Here is a 21,557-nt window from a genome sequence, read left to right on the forward strand (position 1 = left end):
CTTGGCCCTTTTTTAACGGTCCAAGCTGTTTAATCATGTAAATTTCTATTTAGGGGGGTTTTTTGACTTATAGAATCATCTTGATAAACTATCGACTTATATTTCCTTTACGATAACTCTATTATTCTTCACCAACACTTGCCCACTTATATTCATAAGTCGGACCAATTGGATTTGTAATAACGCCCTTCAACTTAGGGGATGCAAGAAGGGATACGTATTCTTGATATAATGGAGCGATTGCTGCATCCTCAAATAGTATTTTTTCGGCTTCAATAAAGTTATTATAACGCTCAGCAGCTTTTCCTGGTTTTGCAAGTTCATTTTGTGCTTCAGTTAAAAGCTGATCGTATTCCTTGTTTGAGTAACCCATCTTGTTGTATTCTCCATCCGTTTCCATCAGGCTGAGGAAGGAATATGGATCCATGTAATCCGGTCCCCATGCGGAAAGCTGGATGTCATAATCCATCTTGGAATCTAGCTCTAATTTTTGCTTTCCTGGTACTTGCTTTAAGTCTACTGTTAGCCCTTCGAGGTTTGTTTCCAATTGATTTACGAGATATTCCTGCATCGTTTTGGCATTCTCCCCATCACCACCAAGAAATTCAAGCTCGATAGAATCTTTACCTAACTCCTCCAAGCCTTTCTTCCAATACTCCTGGGCTTTTTCTATGTCATATTCAACTAACTCGCCATTGACATCTCTGATCTCTTCTCCATCATGCTCAGTCCCCTCAGGAAGTGGAGCAAAGTCATTTGGAATTAGCCAATTTGCCGGAATGGAGCCATCGTTTAAAAGTTCGTCAGCAAGTGCCTGTTTATTAAATGCACGACTGATTGCTGCTCGGATATTTGTGTTTGCCAATGCCTCATTACGCGTTTGGTTTAATTTTAAGTAATAGACAACTGGTTTGGATCTAGTCGTATAATCTTCATTAGTAGAATAGTTATCTACTAAATCGGAATTTAATTGTACTCTGTCCAATTCACCAGTGTCATATAAATCGACAGCAGTTTGTGGATCTTTCACTACGGTATAATTCATTTTTTCGATTTCAACGGTATCTGCATCCCAATAATCCTCATTCTTTACCATTTCCCAGGAATCACTTGTGCTCTCCCAATCTTTTAGCTTGAATGGTCCGTTAAAAACCAGGTTGTCCGTGCTCTGGGCATAGTCATCGCCTTGTTCTTCTACGAAACTTTTATTCAGCGGCAGGAATGTACCAAAGGTCATTAATGATTCGAAGTAAGGAACTGGTTTTGCTAATTCAACAACCAATGTATGATCATCTTTCGCAGTGACACCTAACTCGTCTACAGCTTTCTCACCTTTACTGACTTCTTCAGCATTTTTAATAACACCTTTCATCATGTAAGGGCCATACTCGGAGCCTGTATTCGGGTCTACTGTACGTTGCCATGCATATACAAAATCCTCTGCGGTTACAGGGTCACCATTCGACCATTTTGCATCTTCTCTTAAATGAAATGTCCATACCATGCCGTCTTCACTTTCTTCATGGTCTTTTGCAATGCCTTCAACTGTTTTTGCATTTTCACCTAAACGGTACAGACCTTCCATTGTGGCACCAAGGAATTGAAAAGAAAGTTCATCTGTTGCCATCGACGAATCCATTGTAGTAATGCGGTCTTTTTTGGATAGATTCAATACTTGTTCATTTGCTCCGTCTGTTGTGCTACCATCTCCACTGCCGGAGGTCTGGTTATCATCCTCTCCAGAGCATGCTGTCATTACAGCAAGAAATACAATACCAATCATCATCCATACGATTTTCTTCAAATTATTATTCATAGTGACCTCCCTTTTACTAAAAAAATTACTAATAGTTGCATTTTACATTAAGGTTTAACCGTTTGCAATATTTATTCTAAATTTTATTAATAATTCAACTTTGTTGTTATGACAACGAAATAAGAAAATAAAATGAAGCAGAGCTGTTGTTGATGCTTTTGGTAAATTTTTTACTAAAATTTTCCGATTTTAATTTTCGTTTGATTTTACTTGATAAATGGAATGCTTTTAAAGGTAGGGAACTTACTTATATGTAGGAAGGTTTTGTTCGTCTTTTACATGGGAATGTGCTCCATAGCGAATGGGAAAAGGAAATGATGAAATGAGAATTGTTGCTATGATCTGTTGGTCGTTAATCATGTTTGCATTTATATTTAACTCGAATCTATTAACATTATTGGAAGAAGGAAATATTAATTTAAATATAACGGAACAACCGCAATTTGCGTTTTTTGAAATTTATCAATTAAGGGCGGAGGTAGTAATTCGGAAGGTCGGGCATTTATTTATGTTCGCCATGTGGCTGTTATTTATTTATATTGGGGTAAAACGATTGAAGGTGGCTATCTGGGTTACGCTTAGTCTTGCGCTCGTTACAGAAATTCTTCAGCCTTACTTTACCAGAGATGGACGCTTGCTTGATGTTTTGTTTAATAGTGCTGGCGTGTTACTTATGGCTTTTTTAATTCACGTTTTTTTGGTAGCGATAGGGAATGTGAAGGGAGAGAGATGATCCTTAGCGGGTGAAGTCCATATAATTGGGTGAAAAGAACATAAAAAGGGCCAAATTAATTCCCCATAATACAATGTTTTACAACCACGAAAAACATGAGGAGGAATTAATATGACCCAATTACATTTTAATCTAAATTTGGATTTTTTAAAAGACTTTAATTTGAATTTAAATTACGTCGGCAGAAGGAAGTAATCCGCCGGAGAGAAAAGTAATCGACTGTAAAAGATATCCTATTCTAAACCAAAAAGAGCTGTCTTTTCATCAACGTGAAAAGACAGCTTTTTTCTTATCGTTTAAATGGCCACCAGTTAGCTTTGCCAAACATGCGCACCATTAATGGAATGAACAATGGAAGCATGACGAAGGCGTATAGAAATAGTCCTGCAATTACGGCAGTAGCAATCTGCAATAAGGAAAGTACACCGGATGGAAGCATGGCTCCAAATGTACCACCTAAAATGACTGCTGCTGATATGATCACAGTACCCATGTTTCGCATCGCTGCGAATAAGGCTTCTTTTATATCGCCATTCTTATACTCGTTAAAACGTGCCATAAGGAAAATGCTGTAATCAATTCCTAAAGCAACGAGCATGACAAATGCGAAGAATGGTATTGCCCAGGTTAGTCCGGAGTAGTTAAAGATATGAACAAAGATGAACTCCGAAAATGCCATGGAAGTAATATAGGTAATAATTAGTGAGCCAATTAAATATAAAGGCATCACGAGCGAGCGCAGCATGATGACAAGAATAATGAATATACCGGCAATCATCAGGATAGCTGTACGGGTATAATCTTCATTGGAGATGTGCTGCAGATCATTGTTTGTACTGCTGACACCACCAATTTTTTGATCACTCTTTGCGAATATTGTCTCTTTTTTTGCACTATCAACCGTGTTGTTTATATCCCCAATCAGATTCATTGCTTTCGTTGAATAAGGATTATCACTGAGAATGACTTCAAATTTAGTGATCTTTTTGTCCTCGGAAAGGTATGCCTCAGTACCTTCCTGGAAGCTTTCATCATTTAACGTATCCTGAGGAATGAATACATAATCCTCATTACCGTTCTCACTAAAATCTTGTAGGAAGTCCTCGACTCCAGTTAAGCCTTCGTTCACTTGTTTCAGGCCGTCAACACTATCCTGAAGTCCACTGGATAATTCCTTTAATTGACTTTGCATATCCGCAAAAGCTTGCTTTAATTCTTTTTGTCCTCCGTAAATTTGGGAAAGACCTTCCTGTACTTCAGGAATTTTACCAACAACCTGTTGCTGGCCGTTCCCAGCTTTGTTTAATCCGGACTGAAGCTCTCCTACAGCGCCTGATAAACGATTAATTCCTCCTGTGAGCTGTTCCTGCGCAGTAACGGTTTGCTGTAAATTAGAATTTAGTTGATTCATTGAACTGGCAAGTGGAGCTGCACCAGGAATATTTTGCAGCTGCTTGGCGAGTTGTTGATATCCTTGCACTAATTCTTTATTTCCAGATACTGTTTGGTTCAGGTTCCCTTGAATTGTTTGAAGGTTTTTTTGAATTTCACCCACACCTTGTGCCCCAGATTCGATTCCATTTTGAATATCTGTGAGGGCGGTTTGCATTTGGCTTATTCCATCTTTGGTATCCTGTGTGCCCTGCATAAGGTCATCCACACCATTTTCAGCTTCCTGAAGCTGTGGTTGTGATTTGTCGAGTTCCTTGGAAGCTTCATTAAGTCCATCTTGGATATCCTGAAGACCTTCTTTACTTTCCCCAATGCCATCTGCCAGTTTATCAGTTTGATTGATTAATAGAAAATCATCAATAACCTCACCAGTTGGGCGTGTTGCACTACGGACCTGTTTTACTCCGTCCATTTCTGCAATGCGTTGCGTTATTTTGGCGATATCCTGATAATCCTGCTGAGAATCGACGGGCTTATCTGTTTTAAATACAACTGTTGCAGGCATGGTTTGCCCCGGACCAAAGCTATCAGCGATTAAATTAAATCCTTTTACAGAATCATAGCTATCACCGATTTCTTCTAAGGAGTTATACGATTTATCTCCACTATATGTTAGCATTGCCGGCACGGTAATAACTGCGACAATGATTAATGCGATGATCGGCCTTTTCCATGCAAAGGCTCCTGCAGTACCCCAAAGCTTACTTTCTTTATGTGCTGCGTTTTTATCAAATGGCCAAAATAATTTCTTGCCTAGCACGACAAGGAAAAATGGCACGAGTGTAGAGAGTGCGAGTAACACAATTGCCACACCGACAGCCACCGCTACCGCAGATTGATAGAGTGAAAAGGTGGATAATCCGATGGTGGAAAAACCAATTAACACGGCTAATCCAGCAAAGAAAATCGTTTTCCCGCCTGATTTATATGTTGCTATCACGGCATCCTTTGTTGATTCATGTTCCGCCATTTCTTCTTTGAAGCGGCTAATCAGTAGAATACAATAATCGGTTCCGATCCCAAACATGACTGCCACCATAAAAATTTGTGTGAACGTGGAGAGTGGGAAGTTGACCGTATCTGCTAAGATGGCAACAATCCCTTGTGCAGCCAGATAACTGATCCCAACAGTTAGTAGTGGAATGAATGGTGCTACAAAAGATTTAAATACAATAAATAAGATAATTAAAATCAAGCCAACAGTAATAATCTCTGTTCGCTTTAACCCTTCTTGGGAGTTTTTTACGATGTCCTGTTCAATGTATTGCTGTCCTGTTACGTAATGATCAATGGAAGTATCGTCTGCAATGTCATAAATTTTTTCACGTGCTTGATCAATGTCTTTATTTTCCAAAGAAATATCAAAAGGTACCAGAATGGTTTGGTTATCCTCGGAAACGGTTTGTTCCTTTATTTCTTTGCTCTCATTGAAGTTAAGTAAATTACTAATTCCAAGCTCGTCTTTCTTTTCCTTAAGGTTTTTGATGACTTGCTGAATCTCGTCCTTATCTGCCTTATCCAATTTATTTTCATCATGAAAAACAAGTACAGAGCTGGCATTGTTTTTCCCACTATCCTTGGACATCTGATCAATTAAGTCCTGTGCTTCATCGGAAGGAGATCCTTCTGGTACGGAAATTTGCCCTTTATCTGCAACCAACTCTTGGAGATTTGGTGAAAATATGAATAGTCCGGCAGCCGCAATTACCCAAAATGCAGCAATTAACCAGCGGAATCGAATAATCTGTTTCATTACTGGTCTCCTTTCTTATCTGTTGCCATGACATGTGCTAATTTTTCCAATGCATGGATGAAGGTATGAATTTCTTCTTCATTAAAATTGCCAAGATAGGTGCCAATTTCTTTAGTTAAATTGTTCCTTGTGTAATCGACGAGTTCATTTCCTTTTTCCGTCAACTGGAGATACACAATTCGTCTATCCTGCTTGTCACGCCTTCTTATAATTAAGCCTTTCTCATCTAATCGATTAATTTGCGCGGTGATGGCGCTTTTTCCAACACCTAAAAAGGCGGCAATTTCTGAACTTGTGCATTGCTGATGCTTTTGAATGTATTGCAGTGTAGGAAATTGATCTGTCGTTATTTCTGTATGGATTTTTTCTTTAAGTATTAGATTAACATTGCGATCAATAGTATTCATTGCATCCTGATACCGATTGATTAGTTCGAGTAAATCCATTAAATACACCTCCGTTTATAGTTCATTAGGTGAATAGTTTCATAAGTGAACTATAATAGTTTAACAAAGGAGGGGGAGTGAAGCAAGAATTTTGGTATAGGGAGGAGGTGAATTAGCTAACAAAATGAATCTTGTAGACGAATGGAGTCATAGATAGCTATCTAAAATGAAAATGATTAGTTCAATTTTTCAGTCTTCAGGTTATGCAAGTTCATATCTTTTACAGCTTTGCACTATATACCAAAATATGCATTTTAAGAACTAAAAAACGGATACAATTTAGGGGGAGATTCACCTAAATTATATCCATTCCTGAAGCCATATAGAATTATTTCGTGTAGCGATTGGCATAGCTTGAGGCGACGAAAGCATCTGGTTTTATTTTTGGTTCCACTCCGATTGCTTCCAATCTAGTTACCATTTCCTGAACAAATTTCCGTGTTTTGTTCTTTTTTCCTGCACCGATATCGATATGTCCTTCCATGGTAAAAGAGGCTCCTTGGTAAATATGTGGGAGGACAATATCAATGAGCTGCCTTTTTCTTTCTTCGGTAAAGAGGGAGACAACCTCTTCGGATAAGGAGGTTTCATAGGAAATTCGTTCATGCAATTGTAGCATTTTCCGTGGAACAGTTACTTTTCGTATACATGCCCACACACCTTTTCCCTTATTGCGGATCACAATTCCTGTAATGAAAATGGTTTTCTGTGGATGAATTTGCGAATCTGTCCCCACAATCAGACGGTAGTTCCCAGCAGGTCGTGAGCGCATAAAGGCGACAATGTGTTCAAAGACCTGATTAAATGTCATTTGATCTTCCTGCAAGTTTTGAAATCGAACGTGTTGAGCAGAGTCATTTTCCATGCTGGCACATCCCACTTTGTGAAATTTAGAGATCTGCTTTCCATTATTTATTTTATGATATGCGTAAGGGAGAGGTGAAAATAACTGTATACTTACTTAAAGTTAAACGTTATGAACATAGCTTCATATAGTGAGGAACAACAAAGGTATAGAACTTGGAATTTCAACAAATACTGCACGCATGCTTTACATACACTAGCTGGAAAAAATTATTTTTCACTGATAAAGAAACAAAAAATTTCGGAACTATGACTTAATGCGGATTTTAAGGAACTAAAGTGGTGATTTGCTTAACTCCCCCGGTGACTCAAATCAGGTTACCGGGGGAGTTTTCTTATTGCCTTGCCTAGTCTAGTGGTGTTTTGTTGGAGAGGGCTTAATTCTCCATGTTTAGATCCATTTATAATGATTTGGAATGGTGAATAGTTTTAAAGTTATTTGTAATAAGTTCTATTGTGCGCATCACAATAGGTGAATTATATCTTTTTTTATCATAAACCAAATAGACGGTCCGCATAACATTTGGGTCATGGATTCGTTTATAGCGGATTGCTCTATGTTGAATATGCTTTACATAATTTTCGGGGACGACGGAAATACCAAGTCCTTCCTCTACTAGATCACAGGCCGTTTCAAGTCGGCCAATCTCAAAATGAATATTTGGTCTCACACCAGATTTGCTGAATGCTTTCAATATATCTTCTCTCGTTTGAAATCCTTTTTCCGAAATAATAAAGTTTTCATCTTGTAAATCTCTTACCGTAATAAAGCTTTTGCGTTCCAATTTATGGTCATAAGGTAAAAGGGCTACTAATTTTTCATCGTATAACGGGATTGTTTCAATATGTTTATGGTTTACGTATTGATTGGTAATTGCAAGGTCCACTTCGAAATTATAAAGTGAATGCTCAACGTCTTGTAAACTAAGTACCTCTAATAGTTTTATGAAGACATTTTCATGCTCCAGCTTCAATTGGGTTAGCACCCTGGGAAACCAGACCTTCGATGACTCAATAATACCTATAGATAGCTTTAATGGTCCTTCCTTTTTTAAGCGTATCATTTCATTACTCACTTGTTCATGGTGTAGTACCAGTCGCTTAGCTTCCTCATAAAGTAACTTACCTACCTTTGTTAATTGAACACCTTTCTTACTTCTGTCCAAAAGAGGCAGCCCGACTTCTTTCTCCAATTTTTTTATGGCAGCACTTAAAGAAGGTTGAGATATTAACAGTTTTTCTGCAGCAGCCGTATATGTTTTTTCTTCAATAATTGTTATGAAATAGAGTAATTTGTTCATCTCCAAAGAAAACAGCCTCCTTACTATAGCTTAAAACTATAACAATATAGAAAAGTAGTATTGGTAATTATAATATAAACTAATTACAATATTATTGAAAGTAGATATTTTCTGAATTAACAAAACAGTAAAAGGGAGAACGATGGTACTAAACATTATAAAAGTCAATAATGTTTGGAGGGAATGTAAGCGTTTAATTAAACAGCGCATTACCGAATCATTCAGTTAACCCTATAACCAATCATTGAAGGAGGAAAACAGAATGGCGCAACAAAATACGAAAGAAAAACCGGAGATTTTATATTCAGTAAAGGCACAAAGAGGCTCTGAGTTACGTTGTAAGGGATGGAGACAGGAAACAATCCTCCGAATGCTTGAGAACAATATGGAAAACGCAGAAAAGCCGGAAGAACTTGTTGTTTATGGAGGCATTGGTAAAGCAGCACGTAACTGGGAATCCTACCATGCCATTGTAAAATCCTTAAAAGAATTGGAAGATGATGAAACATTAGTAGTGCAATCCGGAATGCCGGTTGCAGTATTTAAGACACATAAGTACGCACCGACCGTAGTAATGGCAACAACGAATATTATGAAGCCATCATGGGATACATTTTATGATCTGCAGGATAAAAACCTAACCATTTTTGCACAGTATACAGCTGCGCCATGGGAATATATTGGGACACAGGGGGTTATTCAAGGAACGTTTGAAACTTTATCAGCAATTGCAAGAAAGCATTATAATGATTCCCTTGTTGGAAAAATTATGCTCACTGCCGGTGCTGGTGGAATGGGGGGTAATCAGACAAGAGCAATGGCAATGCATGGCGGTGTTTGTATTCTTGCTGATTCCAATGTAGAAATTATTAACCGTCGTATGGAGGTAGGCTATATTGACGTCCTAGCTGATTCTCTTGACGAAGCAATTGAACTTGCTGAAAAGCATGCCACTGAAGGAAAGCCACTCGGCATTGGAGTAGTAGGAAATGCTGCAGACATTTTTGAAGAGGTATATGAAAAGGGGTTTCGTCCAGATATTTTAACATCGATGACTCCAGCCCATGATCCAATTTCATATTTGCCTTCTGGATACACTGTTGAAGAAGCGGATGGGTTAAGGAAAAGAGATCGTCAGCTTTATTTGAAAAAAGCACAAGAAACGATGATTCGTGAATTGCGTGTGACAAATAAATTCTTTGATGAAGGTGTACATGCTTTTGAATATGGCACGAGCTTAAGAAAGGAAGCAAGAGATGGCGGCATGCCTGAAGAAGAAGCTATGAAAATTCCAGGGTTCGTAGCGGAATATATTCGTCCGTTGTTCTGTGAAGGTCGCGGGCCTTTCCGTTGGGTATGTATGTCAGGTGATCCGGCAGATCTTGAGAAAATCGACAACATGGTACTTGAGAAATTTAAGGATGATTTGCTTGTAACCCGCTGGATTAATCTTGCGAAGGAGCATATTCCAATTGAAGGACTACCCGCTCGTATTTGTTATCTCGGATTTGGCCAACGGAAAGAATTCGCTTTAGAAGTAAATGAGATGGTAAAACGTGGAGAGTTAGCTGGTCCTGTAGCATTCTCTCGTGATAATTTGGATTCTGGTTCGATTGTTAACCCAACATTTGAATCTGAAAACATGCCTGATGGAGGAGACTTGATCTCTGACTGGCCAGTACTAAATGGGCTATTGAACGCTGTCGGTATGTGTGACTTAATCGCACTCCAAGCGAACTATTCTATGGGAGAAGCTGTACACACTGGGGTAACTATGATTGCAGACGGAACGGAGGATGCAGCAATGCGCCTGGAAGTTTGTATGACGGTAGACTCTGGAATCGGTGTAGTACGGCATGCGCAGGCAGGATATGAAAGCGCAAAGGATGTCGCTAACGGAAAAGGTAATCTAACAGACGAAAGTATCAAAATTCCATTGTGGTGGGAGCCTACAGCGACATTTGGTCCTGATGATCTAGATAAATAACCGATCCGGAAAACAAAAGGGTATGCAATATATACCCTTTTTTCCTTAATCGATAAGTAGTGAGAACCCGCTTTCTGTAAAGGAAGGCGGGTATATCCTCATGAAAACCAGGTGGAACTATCATTGTCAGGAGGGTAATAAGGTTTGGCTAAACAAAAAGCAGATTTAATTATAGCTAACGCAAAAGAAATACTCACATGTACGGGTGAAGCAGCTGACTCTATTGGAAAGCTCAATGATAGTTGGATTGCCATTGCTGGAGAGAAAATAATTGCCGTAGGGGACAAAAAGGAAGTAGACAATCAAGTCGACAGCAGTGGAGCAAGGATCATTGATGCTAGAGGTAAAGTTGTTGTACCTGGTTTTGTGGATAGTCATACACATGCTATTTTCGGTGGTTCCCGTGTGGAAGAGTATGCGGCCAAAATGACGGTAAGCGATCCGAAGAAGTTAGAAGAAATGGGTATTAAAACAGGTGTAATGGTATCTGTCAATAAAACACGGGATGCAAGTAAGGAAGAGTTATTTAATATTTCCAAAGAAAAGCTAGATCGGATGCTACAAGCTGGAACTACTACCGTAGAAGTGAAAAGTGGATATGGACTGACGACGAAGGATGAACTGAAAATTCTTGAAGTGGCGTCTGAACTCAATGAAAGTTTGCCTATCGATGTTGTCAACACTTTCCTTGGAGCGCACGGCTGGCCGGAAGATATGAGCAAGGAAGCATATATAAAAGAAATTATCGAAGAAATGATACCCCAGGTAGCTGAGAAAAAACTAGCAACGTTTTGTGATGTATGGACAGAGAATAGTCATTTTAATGCAAAGGAATCAAGGGACATATTAGAGGCAGGGCTTAGTTATGGTATGCAACCTAAGATTCATACGGATGCCTATTCTTATGTGGAAGGTTCAGATCTGGCAGCTGATATAAAAGCAGTATCTGCAGATCATTTAAATTACACTCCACCTGAAGTAATGAAAAAAATGGCGGATGCAGGTGTAGTTGGTGTAGTAATGCCAACCCTTGATTTTGCAGTGGCACATCCCCGTCCATTTGATGTAAGAACAATGATAGAACAAGGATTGCCAGTTGCTCTTGCAACGAACTTAAACCCAGGCAATTGGACAGAATCGATGCAGTTTGTCATGGTTCTAGCCTGCCGTCTATATCATATGTCTCCTGAAGAGGCGATTCGTGCAGCGACAATAAATGGAGCAAAAGCCCTTCAGCTTGAAAATGAAGTAGGCTCCATTGAGGTTGGGAAGTTGGCCGATCTCCAAATTTGGGATGTACCTTCTTATAACCATGTTATATACAGACTTGGAAGTAATGTCGTTGATCAGGTAATAAAACGAGGAAAAGTTATTGAAAAATAGAAGGGATGATGAATTTTGGTTAAACAATCGACACAGATACAAATAAATAATGATCGGTTATTAGATAGTTTCATGGAATTAGCTAAAATTAATGCACCAAGCGGGCATGAAAAGCCGATGGCAGAATTTCTCATTCCAATATTTAGAACAACTCGGTTTTTCTTATACTTTTGATGAAGCTCATAAAGAATTTGGTGGTAATTGCGGGAACTTGATTGCGTATTGGGAAGGTACTCATCCTAGTGTAGAACCAATGTTTCTCTCCACACATATGGATACGGTGTTGCCAACAGAAGGTTTAAAGCCGGAAATACGAGATGGAATTATCCATTCTGATGGCACAACCATTTTAGGAGCCGATGATCGTGCAGCACTCGCAGCATATTTGGAGGGGATTCGGTACATTCAGGAAAATGACATACCTTGTGGACCAATCGAGTTGGTATTGACCGTGAATGAACAGCCTGGGCTTGTAGGAGCAAGCTACATGGATTATTCAAAAGTAAAAAGTAAGAAAGGTTTTGTATTTGACAGCAGTGGCGATATTGGACAAATTATTTTACAAGGACCTTATAGCAGCAGAATTTATTGTGACATTCAAGGAAGATCTTCCCATATTGGATTAAACCCGGAAGAAGGAATTAATGCATTTTTGATCGCCGCCGATGCTCTGAAGAATATGAAGCTCGGTAAGATCAGTGAAATAACGCTGGCCAATATCGGCCAAATGAATGGTGGAAAAATGTCTTCCATCATTCCAGGTGAAGTTAAGCTGGTAGGCGAAGTGCGTTCCTTTGAAGCCAAAGGTTTAAACGAGCAATTGGAACATATGAAACAGTCCGTGGAGGAAGCTGCAAAACAGCATGGAGGAAAGGCTGACATCAGATACGAGAAAAAATATCTTGGCTGGAAGATTGATGAAAAATCCCCTCTCGGACAAACGGCATTACAGGCTGCCGATGAGATTGATGTTAATAAATATACGACACAAACCCTAGGAGGAGCAGATACCAATGTGCTTAATGAAAATGGACTTGAATGTATCACATTAGGGAACGGCTTCCGTAATATTCATACTTTCCAGGAACATATTAGTGTAGAGAATTTGATGAATGGTGGGAGATATGCTGCCTCTTTGATTAAGAAATGGTATGAGCTTCATAAATAAATAGATTGATCGGGGGACTGCTTCCTAAGGGGGCGGTTTTCCTCCATAACCAGGAATTCGTAAAAGGGGTGTAACGATGGCAATGGAAATGGAAGAAAAGAAACCGATTCAACTGGAACAATCAGGAAAAGGAAATATAAAACCTAAATTTTGGCTGACATTTATTTTAGGACTGCTATTTTTCCTTGGACCCATAAAAGCGAATGGCACGTGGACGATCCCCTTTGATGTGCTTATAAGTACGATACGGAGCAGTGCACCAGAAGTAGTATCTTTTTATTGTATGCTCATCATTGTAATAGCAGCCGGGGTCACTATTCTGGCAGAGTTTCAGAAACGCGGAATCCTCCAAATGAAATATGACCTTTCTTATTTTGTGACAAGTCCCGTTTTTTTGTTCTTCCGTGTTCTTGGTGCGGTGTTTGCTATACTTATCTATTTCTCAATTGGCCCTGAAATTCTGCGGTTACCGGAAACAGGTCAGTTAGTTTTTACAACTACGATTGCATCTGTAGCTGTAATTGTGCCGATTGGTGCTGTATTTCTTACATTGTTCGTCGCTTTTGGAGGATTGGAGTTTGTAGGCGTGCTAATGCGTCCATTTATGCGTCCATTATTTAAGTTGCCTGGACGTTCAGCCTTAGATGCAGTTGCTTCCTTTGTTGGCAGTTATTCTGTGGGTATTTATGTTACGAATAAAATGTATTTGCAAGGACGCTATTCATTAAGAGAAGCAACGATTATTTCGACTTGCTTTTCAACGGTTAGTATTGGTTTTTTTGCAGTAGTAGCAAGCACACTTGATCTTCTGCCTTATTTTCCAATATTATTTATAGCTACATTTATTGTAAGCGCTGTAGCGACAATGGTGCTAATCCGTATTCCCCCGTTATCCAGGATTCCGGACGAATATAAAGGTGTTCCAAAACCGGAGGCACTCCTTGAAAAACGTTCCATCTGGAAACAGGCTTACGAGGTTGGAATCAAACAGGCAGAAGACTCTGGAAAAGTTGCAGTTGAATTAAAAAATGGTTTTGTAGATGGGTTGAAATTGGCAATGGTAATTCTTCCGCCAATCCTTTCTATTGGCTTAACAGCAATACTTCTGGCAAATTATACGCCGATCTTCACCTGGGTCGGAGCACCAATGGAGCCATTTTTGCGGATTTTGGGGATTCCAGATGCAGGGTTGATTGCACCAGCGACAATTATTGGGCTTGCCGATATGTTTTTACCTGCTTTAATGGTAACTGGAGCTGCGCTAGGGGCTAAATTCTTCATTGCGGTTTTATCATTAAGTCAGATATTATTCTTTTCAGCTGTTATTCCTCTTCTCCTGGAGGTAGACATACCGATCAAATTGAAGGATCTTCTTATCCTGTTCCTTTTACGAACGCTTATATCCATTCCAATTATCGCTATCATCATGCATCTAATTTTCTAACATAATCAGAACTTTACTAACTACAAGGAGTGAAACACATGGAACAGAAAGTAATCGAACTGGATGGCTATACATTGAACCGGCATCAAATTGAAAAAGTAGCTTATGGCGAGTATCAAGCGGAAGTACCTGAACAAGCGCTTGAACGAGTTAGGAAAAGCCGGAAAAGAATTGAAACACAATTGGATGAAGGAAAAATAATCTACGGGGTTAATACAGGATTTGGAAAGTTAAGTGATGTTGTTATTGAAAAAGAAGATATCTCCAAGCTGCAGCTTAACCTGCTTCGGGCGGATGCTGTGGGGATTGGTGATCCACTGCCTACACCTGTTGTGCGTACCATGATGGTACTACGGGCAAATGCTTTGGCAAAAGGCTTTTCAGGGATTAGGGAGGAAACATTAAATCTTCTTATTGAAATGATTAATAAACGAGTACATCCTGTCGTACCAAGTAAGGGATCTGTAGGCGCAAGTGGAGACCTTGCCCCACTTGCACATATAGCTATTGTACTCGTAGGTGAAGGAAAGGCTGAATACGAAGGAGAAATTTTAACAGGGAAAGAAGCGCTGTGGAAGGCAGGTTTGCAACCAGTTGAACTTGCAGCAAAAGAAGGTCTGGCATTAATCAACGGCACACAAGCTATGTCAGGCATAGGAGTAGTTACTTTAAATGAAGCAGAGCGTGTTGGTCTAGCAGCAGATATGGCTGCAAGCTTAACAATGGAAGCATTGCATGGGGTAATTACAGCTTTTAATAAAGATTTACTTGCAGTTAGACCACATCCCGAGTTTGAGCTTGTCGCTTCACGTATAAGAAACTGGCTTGAAGGAAGTAAGCGGATAACGAAGCAGGGGGAAGTTCGTGTGCAAGATGCTTACTCGATCCGAGGTATCCCACAGGTTCATGGAGCCTCCTGGCAAACAATTAATTATGTGGATGAACGGTTAAAAACAGAAATAAATGCAGCGACAGACAATCCAATTATTTTGGAAAATGGGGAGATCTATTCAAGTGGTCATTTTCATGGGCAGCCAATCGCATTAGCAATGGATTTCTTAAAAGTAGCAACAGCAGAGTGGGCGAATATTTCAGAAAGGCGCATTGAACGATTGGTGAATCCTGCACTAAGCGGATTATCTCCATTCCTGGCAACAAATCCTGGTCTGGAATGTGGACTAATGGTTGCCCAGTATGCAGCAGCAGCGCTCGTATCAGAGAATAAAGTTCTAGCACATCCGGCAAGTGTTGACTCTATTCCTACTTCTGCAAATCAGGAAGACCATGTAAGTATGGGGACAATTGGCTCACGTCAGGCGAGAGATATTGTGCATAATACTGCAAAGGTAATTGCAATTGAATTAATTAGTGCATCCCAAGCTATTTATCTTGATGAAGCAGAGGATATGCTAGCGCCAGCTACTAAAAAATATTTGGATATGGTGAGAGAAATATGTCCTCCATTGAAAGGAGACCAGGATATCTCAGAAGAAATTGAGAAATTAGCTGCGTTTATATTAAGGGAGGATGTATTGAAATAGGGTAGGAGGGAGAACGGATTATAGCCATGGTTAATTAATTTTGTAAATTAAATGTAGTATTTTTCCTTGGTACTTCAAAGTAATGCTGGAACTATGGAGAGAGGTGTGTAATTCAGATGAAAAGAATACAAATTTTATACATGGTTCCAGCATAAAAATTTATACCTTTTGAATATGAACAGCCATTTCATGTTGTTGTAATTAAGGCAATTTGCGAAAGTACATTCTCAAAAAATTATCTGAATATTTAGATATAATTGGAAACTAAAAAATTAAGAAGGCAGGTGCTTTATGATTCTATTAAACCCGGTAGTTTTATCTGTTTTGACTCTTACCATTCTGTGTTTGTGTCGTATACACGTCATTTTTGCTTTATTACTCGCTGCCATTGTTGGTGGTCTAACAGCAAATTTATCGTTAAGTGAAACAATAACCACATTAATAGGCGGGATGGGTGGACAGGCAGAAACAGCATTAAGTTATATTTTGCTTGGTTTCTTTGCTGCCATGATTGCCCATTCCGGGATAACGGAAATACTGGTACAGTACCTATTGCGCGTAATGAAAGAAAAGAAGTTCCTACTTATATTTTTAATTGCTTTTCTTACTTGTTTTTCTGGTACTCTCATTCCAGTCCATATTGCGTTTATCCCAATACTGATCCCACCATTATTAATTTTGTTTAATCACTTAAAAATTGATCGGCGTGGGATAGCAAGTGCTTTAACTTTTGGGCTGAAAACACCGTATATGGTTATTCCTATCGGCTATGGGTTAATTTTTCATGGTATTATTGCAAAAGAAATGGAATCAAATGGGATGCCTATTGCTATGTCAGATATCTCACTGGCAATGAGTATACCAGCAATTGGTATGATTGTGGGTCTTCTTATTGCTGTATTATTTACTTATAAGAAACCACGCGAATACAAGGATATCGATTTATCGAAGACATCAAGTTTACCTGAAGAAGAAACAGCAGCTGGGTTAGAAAAGCAAAAAACACCACGTACTACTTTCGAAAAGAGAAACCATTTTTTCACAATAATTGCGATCGTCGTTGCTTTTGTTCTTCAGTTAACATTTGAATCGATGGTAATTGGCGCAATTGGTGGAATAACAGTAATGTTTGTTACTCGTGTTATTTTTCTGGAATCGGGTGAAAAGGTAGTACAAGAAGGTATGGTCATGATGGGGGTAATAGCCTTCATTATGTTAATTGCTTCCGGCTATGCTTCTGTATTAAAGGAAACAGGGGCAGTCGAAAATTTTGTTAATAATGCTACGAGCTGGTTTGGTGACAGTAGTCAACTAGTATCTGCCTTTGTCTTATTGTTGGTAGGTCTGTTTATTACGATGGGGATTGGAACGTCATTCGGAACGATCCCAATTATAGCAGCAGTTTTTGTACCGTTATGTGCCACGTTGGGCTTCAGCCCGTTAGCTACATGCGCATTAATCGGTACAGCAGGTGCGTTAGGTGATGCAGGTTCACCAGCATCTGACAGTACATTGGGGCCAACTGCAGGTCTCAGCGTAGATGGACAGCATAATCACATATGGGATACTGTGGTCCCAACCTTTATTCATTATAATATTCCATTACTTATATTTGGAACCCTAGCGGCGGTGATCCTTTAAAGTATGGAGTATCTATTTTGTGAATCATTGGGATACCTCAGCATATATTTAAGGACATAAATTAAAAACTCCCCCGGTGACTCAAAGCAGGTTACCGGGGGAGTTTTCTTAGTGTCCTGCTTGCCAAGGCCTAGAGACAGCTGTTTTTTTGTAAGGATTTTTCGGCATATTCTCCTTTTTAACAACACGAGGCTTCATTCCGTTTTCAATTCGCTTTTTCACCTTTGAATCCATCCGCAATGTCATCGGAGGCTTAAACACACGTTTGGCAATTGTATTACATGTTGGACAAGCCGTGCTTTGCTTATTATCCCTGGTCATGTTTAGCAACAAAGTAAATTCTCCACATGCTGGGCATAGAAAAGTGTAGTTTGGCATTACCTATTCCTCCTGGCTATTTTGGTAAAATATCTTTTGTGAAGATATCTTTTGGTAAAGCGATGGTGCAGCAAGAATTTGGAATGTCCACAACACCAGCTAAATGACCTTCAACGGGAGCTGAGCCAAGTAGCATATATGCTTGTTCTCCAGTAAAACCTTGTGTTTTTAAAAATTCAATCGCATTCAAGCACGCATTACGATAGGCTATATTTGCATCTAAATATGTACATGTACACGATTTAAAATTACATTTTTTATGTCAGAAGGGTCATCGTAATTTTTAATTTGTCCATCTGTTCAATCCAGATATTCCATCCGAAATGTCTCCCCAAAGTCAACAGAGAAAGTTGCTGGTATATCAGTATGCCAACGGTTATGTCCAGATACGTCCTGTTTACCCATGGTTTTATTTAAGTCCACTTTTTAAAAAAAATTTTGGCATTATTCTACCATTCCTTTCTATATATTTATTTTATCTTGCTAACGTAGTGAGTCACCTCCTACACCAATTACAAATCGTCTCCCTTATAAGTAAAAATAATTAAATTGAATTTTTAGATATAATTTTCCGTATAAACCTATAATTAGCTATGTAAAAGAGTTCTGGTACAAAACTTTAAAAAATTGATGTGTTATGGTTGCTTTTCTCCGCCAAATGACTAAAATAGGGTAGTACTATTAAATCATTGTGTATTTGCTATACCTATTTTATTTGCGTAAAATTATGAATCTCTTAACGCCCTCCCTCGGAAGAAATTATGTAGTAAGGATTCAATGTTACGTGAGTAGACCAAAAATGGCTTGCAAATTATTTATTTGTTAAAACAGAAGTGATTTAATAGTTTTCCCAACCCCTTATTACATCGGTTAATCTACCAAATGTAAAAGGGAAGACCCTCACATATACCCGTTGTTCAGGAGAAACACCGTCTCTATCAGTAGAAATAAAACTGAAAATGAACAACACCCTGACTACTTTTATACTAAAAAACAAATTGAATAGAAGATTGCAAAGCTGACTATTTATGATCATTGCATTCATGAGTGGTGGTTATGTGAATCTATTCACAAACAAGGAGGAATGATAGTCGAAACTCGTATTTACGGTGTGTCTCGAAGATGTAAACCGTTGCATCCTGTCTAAGGGATAGCAATACAGTTAATTATTTTTTTAAAGGAAAGGCATAAATGAATTCACATTGTAAAGAAACGTTTCTAAAAGCATAAAATTGGAAATGCTTTTGAGTATATTAAATTTAGTTTATGGAGGAGGCATGTAACCATGCAATTATTACCCCGTGAAATGGATAAACTGTTAATTGTCGTTGCTGCAGATCTTGCAAGGCGCAGGAAGCAAAGAGGTTTGAAATTAAACCACCCTGAAGCGATGGCTCTTATTACCTATGAAGTAATAGAAGGTGCTCGGGATGGAAAAAGTGTTGCAGAACTAATGGAATACGGAGCGACCATTTTAACAAGGAACGACGTGATGGATGGGATTCCAGAAATGATTGATGATATACAGGTTGAAGTAACTTTCCCTGATGGAACGAAGCTTGTTACCGTACATGACCCTATTCGCTAAATGGAAAGGAGGAGAAGCAATGATTCCAGGAGAATATATTTTAAGTAAAGAAGATATTGTTTGTAATGCAGACCGTACTAGCTCAAAGACAACCGTTATTAATACTGGTGATAGACCAATTCAAGTTGGATCACACTTTCACTTTTATGAAGTGAATGAAGCATTAAAATTTAACAGGGAAGAAACATATGGCAAAAGATTAAACATACCAGCCGGAGCAGCGGTGAGATTTGAACCAGGGGATGAAAAAGAAATAGAATTAATTGATTATGCTGGTGAGCGCAAAGTTTATGGATTTAATAATAAAGTGGATGGACCATTAGAAGGTGGGGATTCAAAATGAGTTTTAGAATGTCAAGAGAGCAATATTCGCAAATGTACGGTCCTACAACTGGTGATTCGATCCGTTTGGCAGATACAGATTTATTTATCAAAATCGAGAAAGATCATACAAAGTATGGCGAAGAGGTCGTATTTGGCGGTGGAAAGGTAATCCGTGATGGAATGGGACAGCATCCGTTAGCAACACGTGATGAAGGTGTTCCAGACACAATTATTACGAACGTAATTGTTCTTGACTATACAGGGATTTATAAAGCTGATGTGGGAATCCGGGATGGCCTGATTTGCGGAATTGGAAAAAGTGGAAATCCGCTGGTCATGGATAAAGTTGATATTGTCATTGGGGCTTCAACTGAAGTAATTGCAGGTGAGGGGAAGATTGTTACAGCAGGTGGCATTGATACACATGTGCATTTCATAAATCCTGCGCAAGTCGATGTGGCATTAACCGCGGGGCTCACTACATTAATAGGTGGAGGAACTGGCCCAGGGGCGGGTTCACGTGCTACTACTGTAACTCCAGGAGAATGGAATATGCATCGGATGCTGCAAGCCGTAGATGGTCTTCCGATTAATGTTGGTTTAACCAGTAAAGGACATGCCGCCTCTGAGGCGCCATTAGCTGAACAAGTGCGTGCTGGAGCAATTGGCTTAAAAGTGCACGAAGATTGGGGAGCAACTTCTTCCTCTTTGGATCATGCATTACGTGTTGCAGATAAGTTCGATATTCAAGTTGCTTTACATGCGGATACATTAAATGAAGCTGGTTTTATGGAGGATACCATGCGAGCAGTTAAAGATCGCGTCATTCATATGTACCACACAGAGGGCGCAGGTGGCGGTCATGCGCCGGATTTAATTAAATCTGCTGGCATGATGAATGTGCTGCCATCTTCTACAAATCCTACATTGCCATATACTGTTAACACCATTGATGAGCACCTGGATATGTTGATGGTTTGCCATCATTTGAATCCATCTGTACCAGAGGATATCGCCTTTGCAGATTCCCGTATTCGCAGTGAAACAATTGCAGCTGAAGATATTTTACAAGATATGGGTGTCTTTAGTATGACGAGTTCAGATGCCCAAGCAATGGGACGTATTGGGGAAGTCGTTCTCCGGACATGGCAGACCGCCCATAAGATGAAGAACCAATTGGGTACAATGAAAGGTGATGTAAAGTACGCAGACAATAATCGGGTAAAGCGTTATATAGCCAAATATACGATAAACCCTGCAATCACCCATGGAATATCTAACTATGTTGGTTCAATTGAAGTAGGTAAAGTGGCCGATTTAGTATTGTGGGATCCAAGATTTTTTGGTGTGAAACCTGAGATGATTCTTAAGAATGGGCTTGCCGTTCAAAGTCTGATGGGAGATGCTAATGCATCCATTCCAACACCACAGCCAATGATATATCGTCCAATGTACGCTACGATCGGAAAAGCCTTGGCTAAAAGTTCATTTACATTTATTTCACAGGCAGCCTATGACGATAAGGTGCATGAAAAACTTGGCTTAGAGAAAAATATCCGCCCTGTTGGTGGTATTCGAAATCTTACGAAAAAAGATATGAAGTTGAATACGGAAACACCTGAAATTGAGGTTGATCCGCAGACATATGAAGTAAGGGTAAACGGAGAAAAAATCACATGTGATCCTGTTGATGAAGTACCAATGGGACAACGCTATTTCTTATTTTGAGGTGGATGAC

General features: G+C 39.2%; 17 protein-coding genes and 1 pseudogene. 10 read left to right on the plus strand and 8 right to left on the minus strand.

All coding sequences use genetic code 11. From position 1 onward, the window contains the following. Positions 1-121: 121 nt before the first annotated feature. Entirely contained in the window at positions 122-1,816 is a 1,695-nt protein-coding gene (locus tag JCM12304_RS07085; protein ID WP_060679351.1) for a peptide ABC transporter substrate-binding protein, read from the minus strand. Positions 1,817-2,117: 301 nt separating this feature from the next. Between JCM12304_RS07085 and JCM12304_RS07090 the strand changes: the two genes are divergently transcribed. Beyond that, positions 2,118-2,549, plus strand: coding sequence for a VanZ family protein (locus JCM12304_RS07090; protein WP_060679353.1), 432 nt, complete (start codon positions 2,118-2,120; stop codon positions 2,547-2,549). A 289-nt stretch (positions 2,550-2,838) separates the two neighbouring features. Here JCM12304_RS07090 and JCM12304_RS07095 read toward each other — a convergent pair whose 3' ends face one another. The 4 genes from JCM12304_RS07095 to JCM12304_RS07110 form a co-directional block, all read right to left on the minus strand. Continuing rightward, entirely contained in the window at positions 2,839-5,754 is a 2,916-nt protein-coding gene (locus tag JCM12304_RS07095) for an MMPL family transporter (protein ID WP_060679356.1), read from the minus strand. Beyond that, positions 5,754-6,200: a MarR family winged helix-turn-helix transcriptional regulator gene (locus JCM12304_RS07100; protein WP_019377423.1), complete on the minus strand. Its 447-nt coding sequence runs from the start codon at positions 6,198-6,200 to the stop codon at positions 5,754-5,756. Before JCM12304_RS07100 ends, JCM12304_RS07095 begins: the two co-directional genes overlap by 1 nt. A gap of 328 nt (positions 6,201-6,528) precedes the next feature. Beyond that, complete coding sequence (locus JCM12304_RS07105; RefSeq protein WP_060679358.1) at positions 6,529-7,065, minus strand: ribonuclease H-like YkuK family protein; 537 nt, start codon at positions 7,063-7,065, stop codon at positions 6,529-6,531. Positions 7,066-7,465: 400 nt separating this feature from the next. Then, a complete protein-coding gene (locus tag JCM12304_RS07110; RefSeq protein ID WP_256200781.1) occupies positions 7,466-8,365 on the minus strand; it encodes a LysR family transcriptional regulator in 900 nt (299 codons plus the stop codon). A 262-nt stretch (positions 8,366-8,627) separates the two neighbouring features. On the opposite strand from JCM12304_RS07110, the gene JCM12304_RS07115 reads away from it, so the two are divergent. The 6 genes from JCM12304_RS07115 (at position 8,628) to JCM12304_RS07140 (ending at position 17,529) form a co-directional block, all read left to right on the plus strand. Further along, complete coding sequence (locus tag JCM12304_RS07115) at positions 8,628-10,352, plus strand: N-tau-methylurocanate hydratase (RefSeq protein ID WP_060679361.1); 1,725 nt, start codon at positions 8,628-8,630, stop codon at positions 10,350-10,352. Between the two features lie 144 nt (positions 10,353-10,496). Then, the gene (gene hutI / locus JCM12304_RS07120) at positions 10,497-11,735 is read left to right on the plus strand and encodes an imidazolonepropionase (RefSeq protein ID WP_019377419.1); all 1,239 of its coding nucleotides are present in this window, start codon (positions 10,497-10,499) and stop codon (positions 11,733-11,735) included. A 106-nt stretch (positions 11,736-11,841) separates the two neighbouring features. Next, positions 11,842-12,903, plus strand: coding sequence for a M20/M25/M40 family metallo-hydrolase (locus tag JCM12304_RS07125; protein WP_256200779.1), 1,062 nt, complete (start codon positions 11,842-11,844; stop codon positions 12,901-12,903). Positions 12,904-12,979: 76 nt separating this feature from the next. After that, positions 12,980-14,347 (plus strand): YjiH family protein, encoded by a 1,368-nt coding sequence (locus JCM12304_RS07130; RefSeq protein ID WP_060679365.1) that lies wholly within the window; start codon positions 12,980-12,982, stop codon positions 14,345-14,347. A 38-nt stretch (positions 14,348-14,385) separates the two neighbouring features. Beyond that, the gene (hutH, locus tag JCM12304_RS07135) at positions 14,386-15,888 is read left to right on the plus strand and encodes a histidine ammonia-lyase (RefSeq protein WP_019377416.1); all 1,503 of its coding nucleotides are present in this window, start codon (positions 14,386-14,388) and stop codon (positions 15,886-15,888) included. A 291-nt stretch (positions 15,889-16,179) separates the two neighbouring features. Next, complete coding sequence (locus JCM12304_RS07140; protein WP_060679367.1) at positions 16,180-17,529, plus strand: Na+/H+ antiporter family protein; 1,350 nt, start codon at positions 16,180-16,182, stop codon at positions 17,527-17,529. A 108-nt stretch (positions 17,530-17,637) separates the two neighbouring features. Here the strand turns inward: JCM12304_RS07140 and JCM12304_RS07145 are convergent, their stop codons facing one another. The 3 genes and pseudogenes from JCM12304_RS07145 to JCM12304_RS19985 all read right to left on the minus strand — a co-directional run bounded on the left by JCM12304_RS07145 (position 17,638) and on the right by JCM12304_RS19985 (position 18,330). Then, positions 17,638-17,907 carry a zinc ribbon domain-containing protein gene (locus tag JCM12304_RS07145; RefSeq protein WP_060679369.1) on the minus strand — a complete coding sequence of 90 codons (270 nt, stop codon included), beginning with the start codon at positions 17,905-17,907 and terminating at the stop codon, positions 17,638-17,640. Between the two features lie 16 nt (positions 17,908-17,923). After that, a pseudogene (locus JCM12304_RS19980) lies at positions 17,924-18,136 on the minus strand (acetamidase/formamidase family protein); the annotation flags it as partial. 71 nt (positions 18,137-18,207) lie between these two features. Continuing rightward, on the minus strand, positions 18,208-18,330 hold the full coding sequence (locus JCM12304_RS19985; RefSeq protein WP_256200780.1) for an acetamidase/formamidase family protein: 123 nt from the start codon (positions 18,328-18,330) through the stop codon (positions 18,208-18,210). An 862-nt stretch (positions 18,331-19,192) separates the two neighbouring features. Here JCM12304_RS19985 and JCM12304_RS07150 point away from each other — a divergent pair. The 3 genes from JCM12304_RS07150 to ureC are packed head-to-tail and all read left to right on the plus strand — an operon-like array spanning position 19,193 to position 21,547. Then, a complete protein-coding gene (locus tag JCM12304_RS07150; protein ID WP_060679371.1) occupies positions 19,193-19,495 on the plus strand; it encodes an urease subunit gamma in 303 nt (100 codons plus the stop codon). A gap of 19 nt (positions 19,496-19,514) precedes the next feature. Continuing rightward, a complete protein-coding gene (locus JCM12304_RS07155; RefSeq protein ID WP_060679373.1) occupies positions 19,515-19,838 on the plus strand; it encodes an urease subunit beta in 324 nt (107 codons plus the stop codon). After that, positions 19,835-21,547, plus strand: a complete 1,713-nt coding sequence (gene ureC, locus JCM12304_RS07160; protein WP_060679374.1) for an urease subunit alpha — start codon at positions 19,835-19,837, stop codon at positions 21,545-21,547. The genes JCM12304_RS07155 and ureC overlap by 4 nt, the downstream gene beginning before the upstream one ends. Positions 21,548-21,557 lie beyond the last annotated feature (10 nt).

Source organism: Virgibacillus halodenitrificans JCM 12304, from assembly GCF_001310895.1.
Taxonomy (GTDB): Bacteria; Bacillota; Bacilli; order Bacillales; family Amphibacillaceae; genus Virgibacillus_Q; species Virgibacillus_Q halodenitrificans.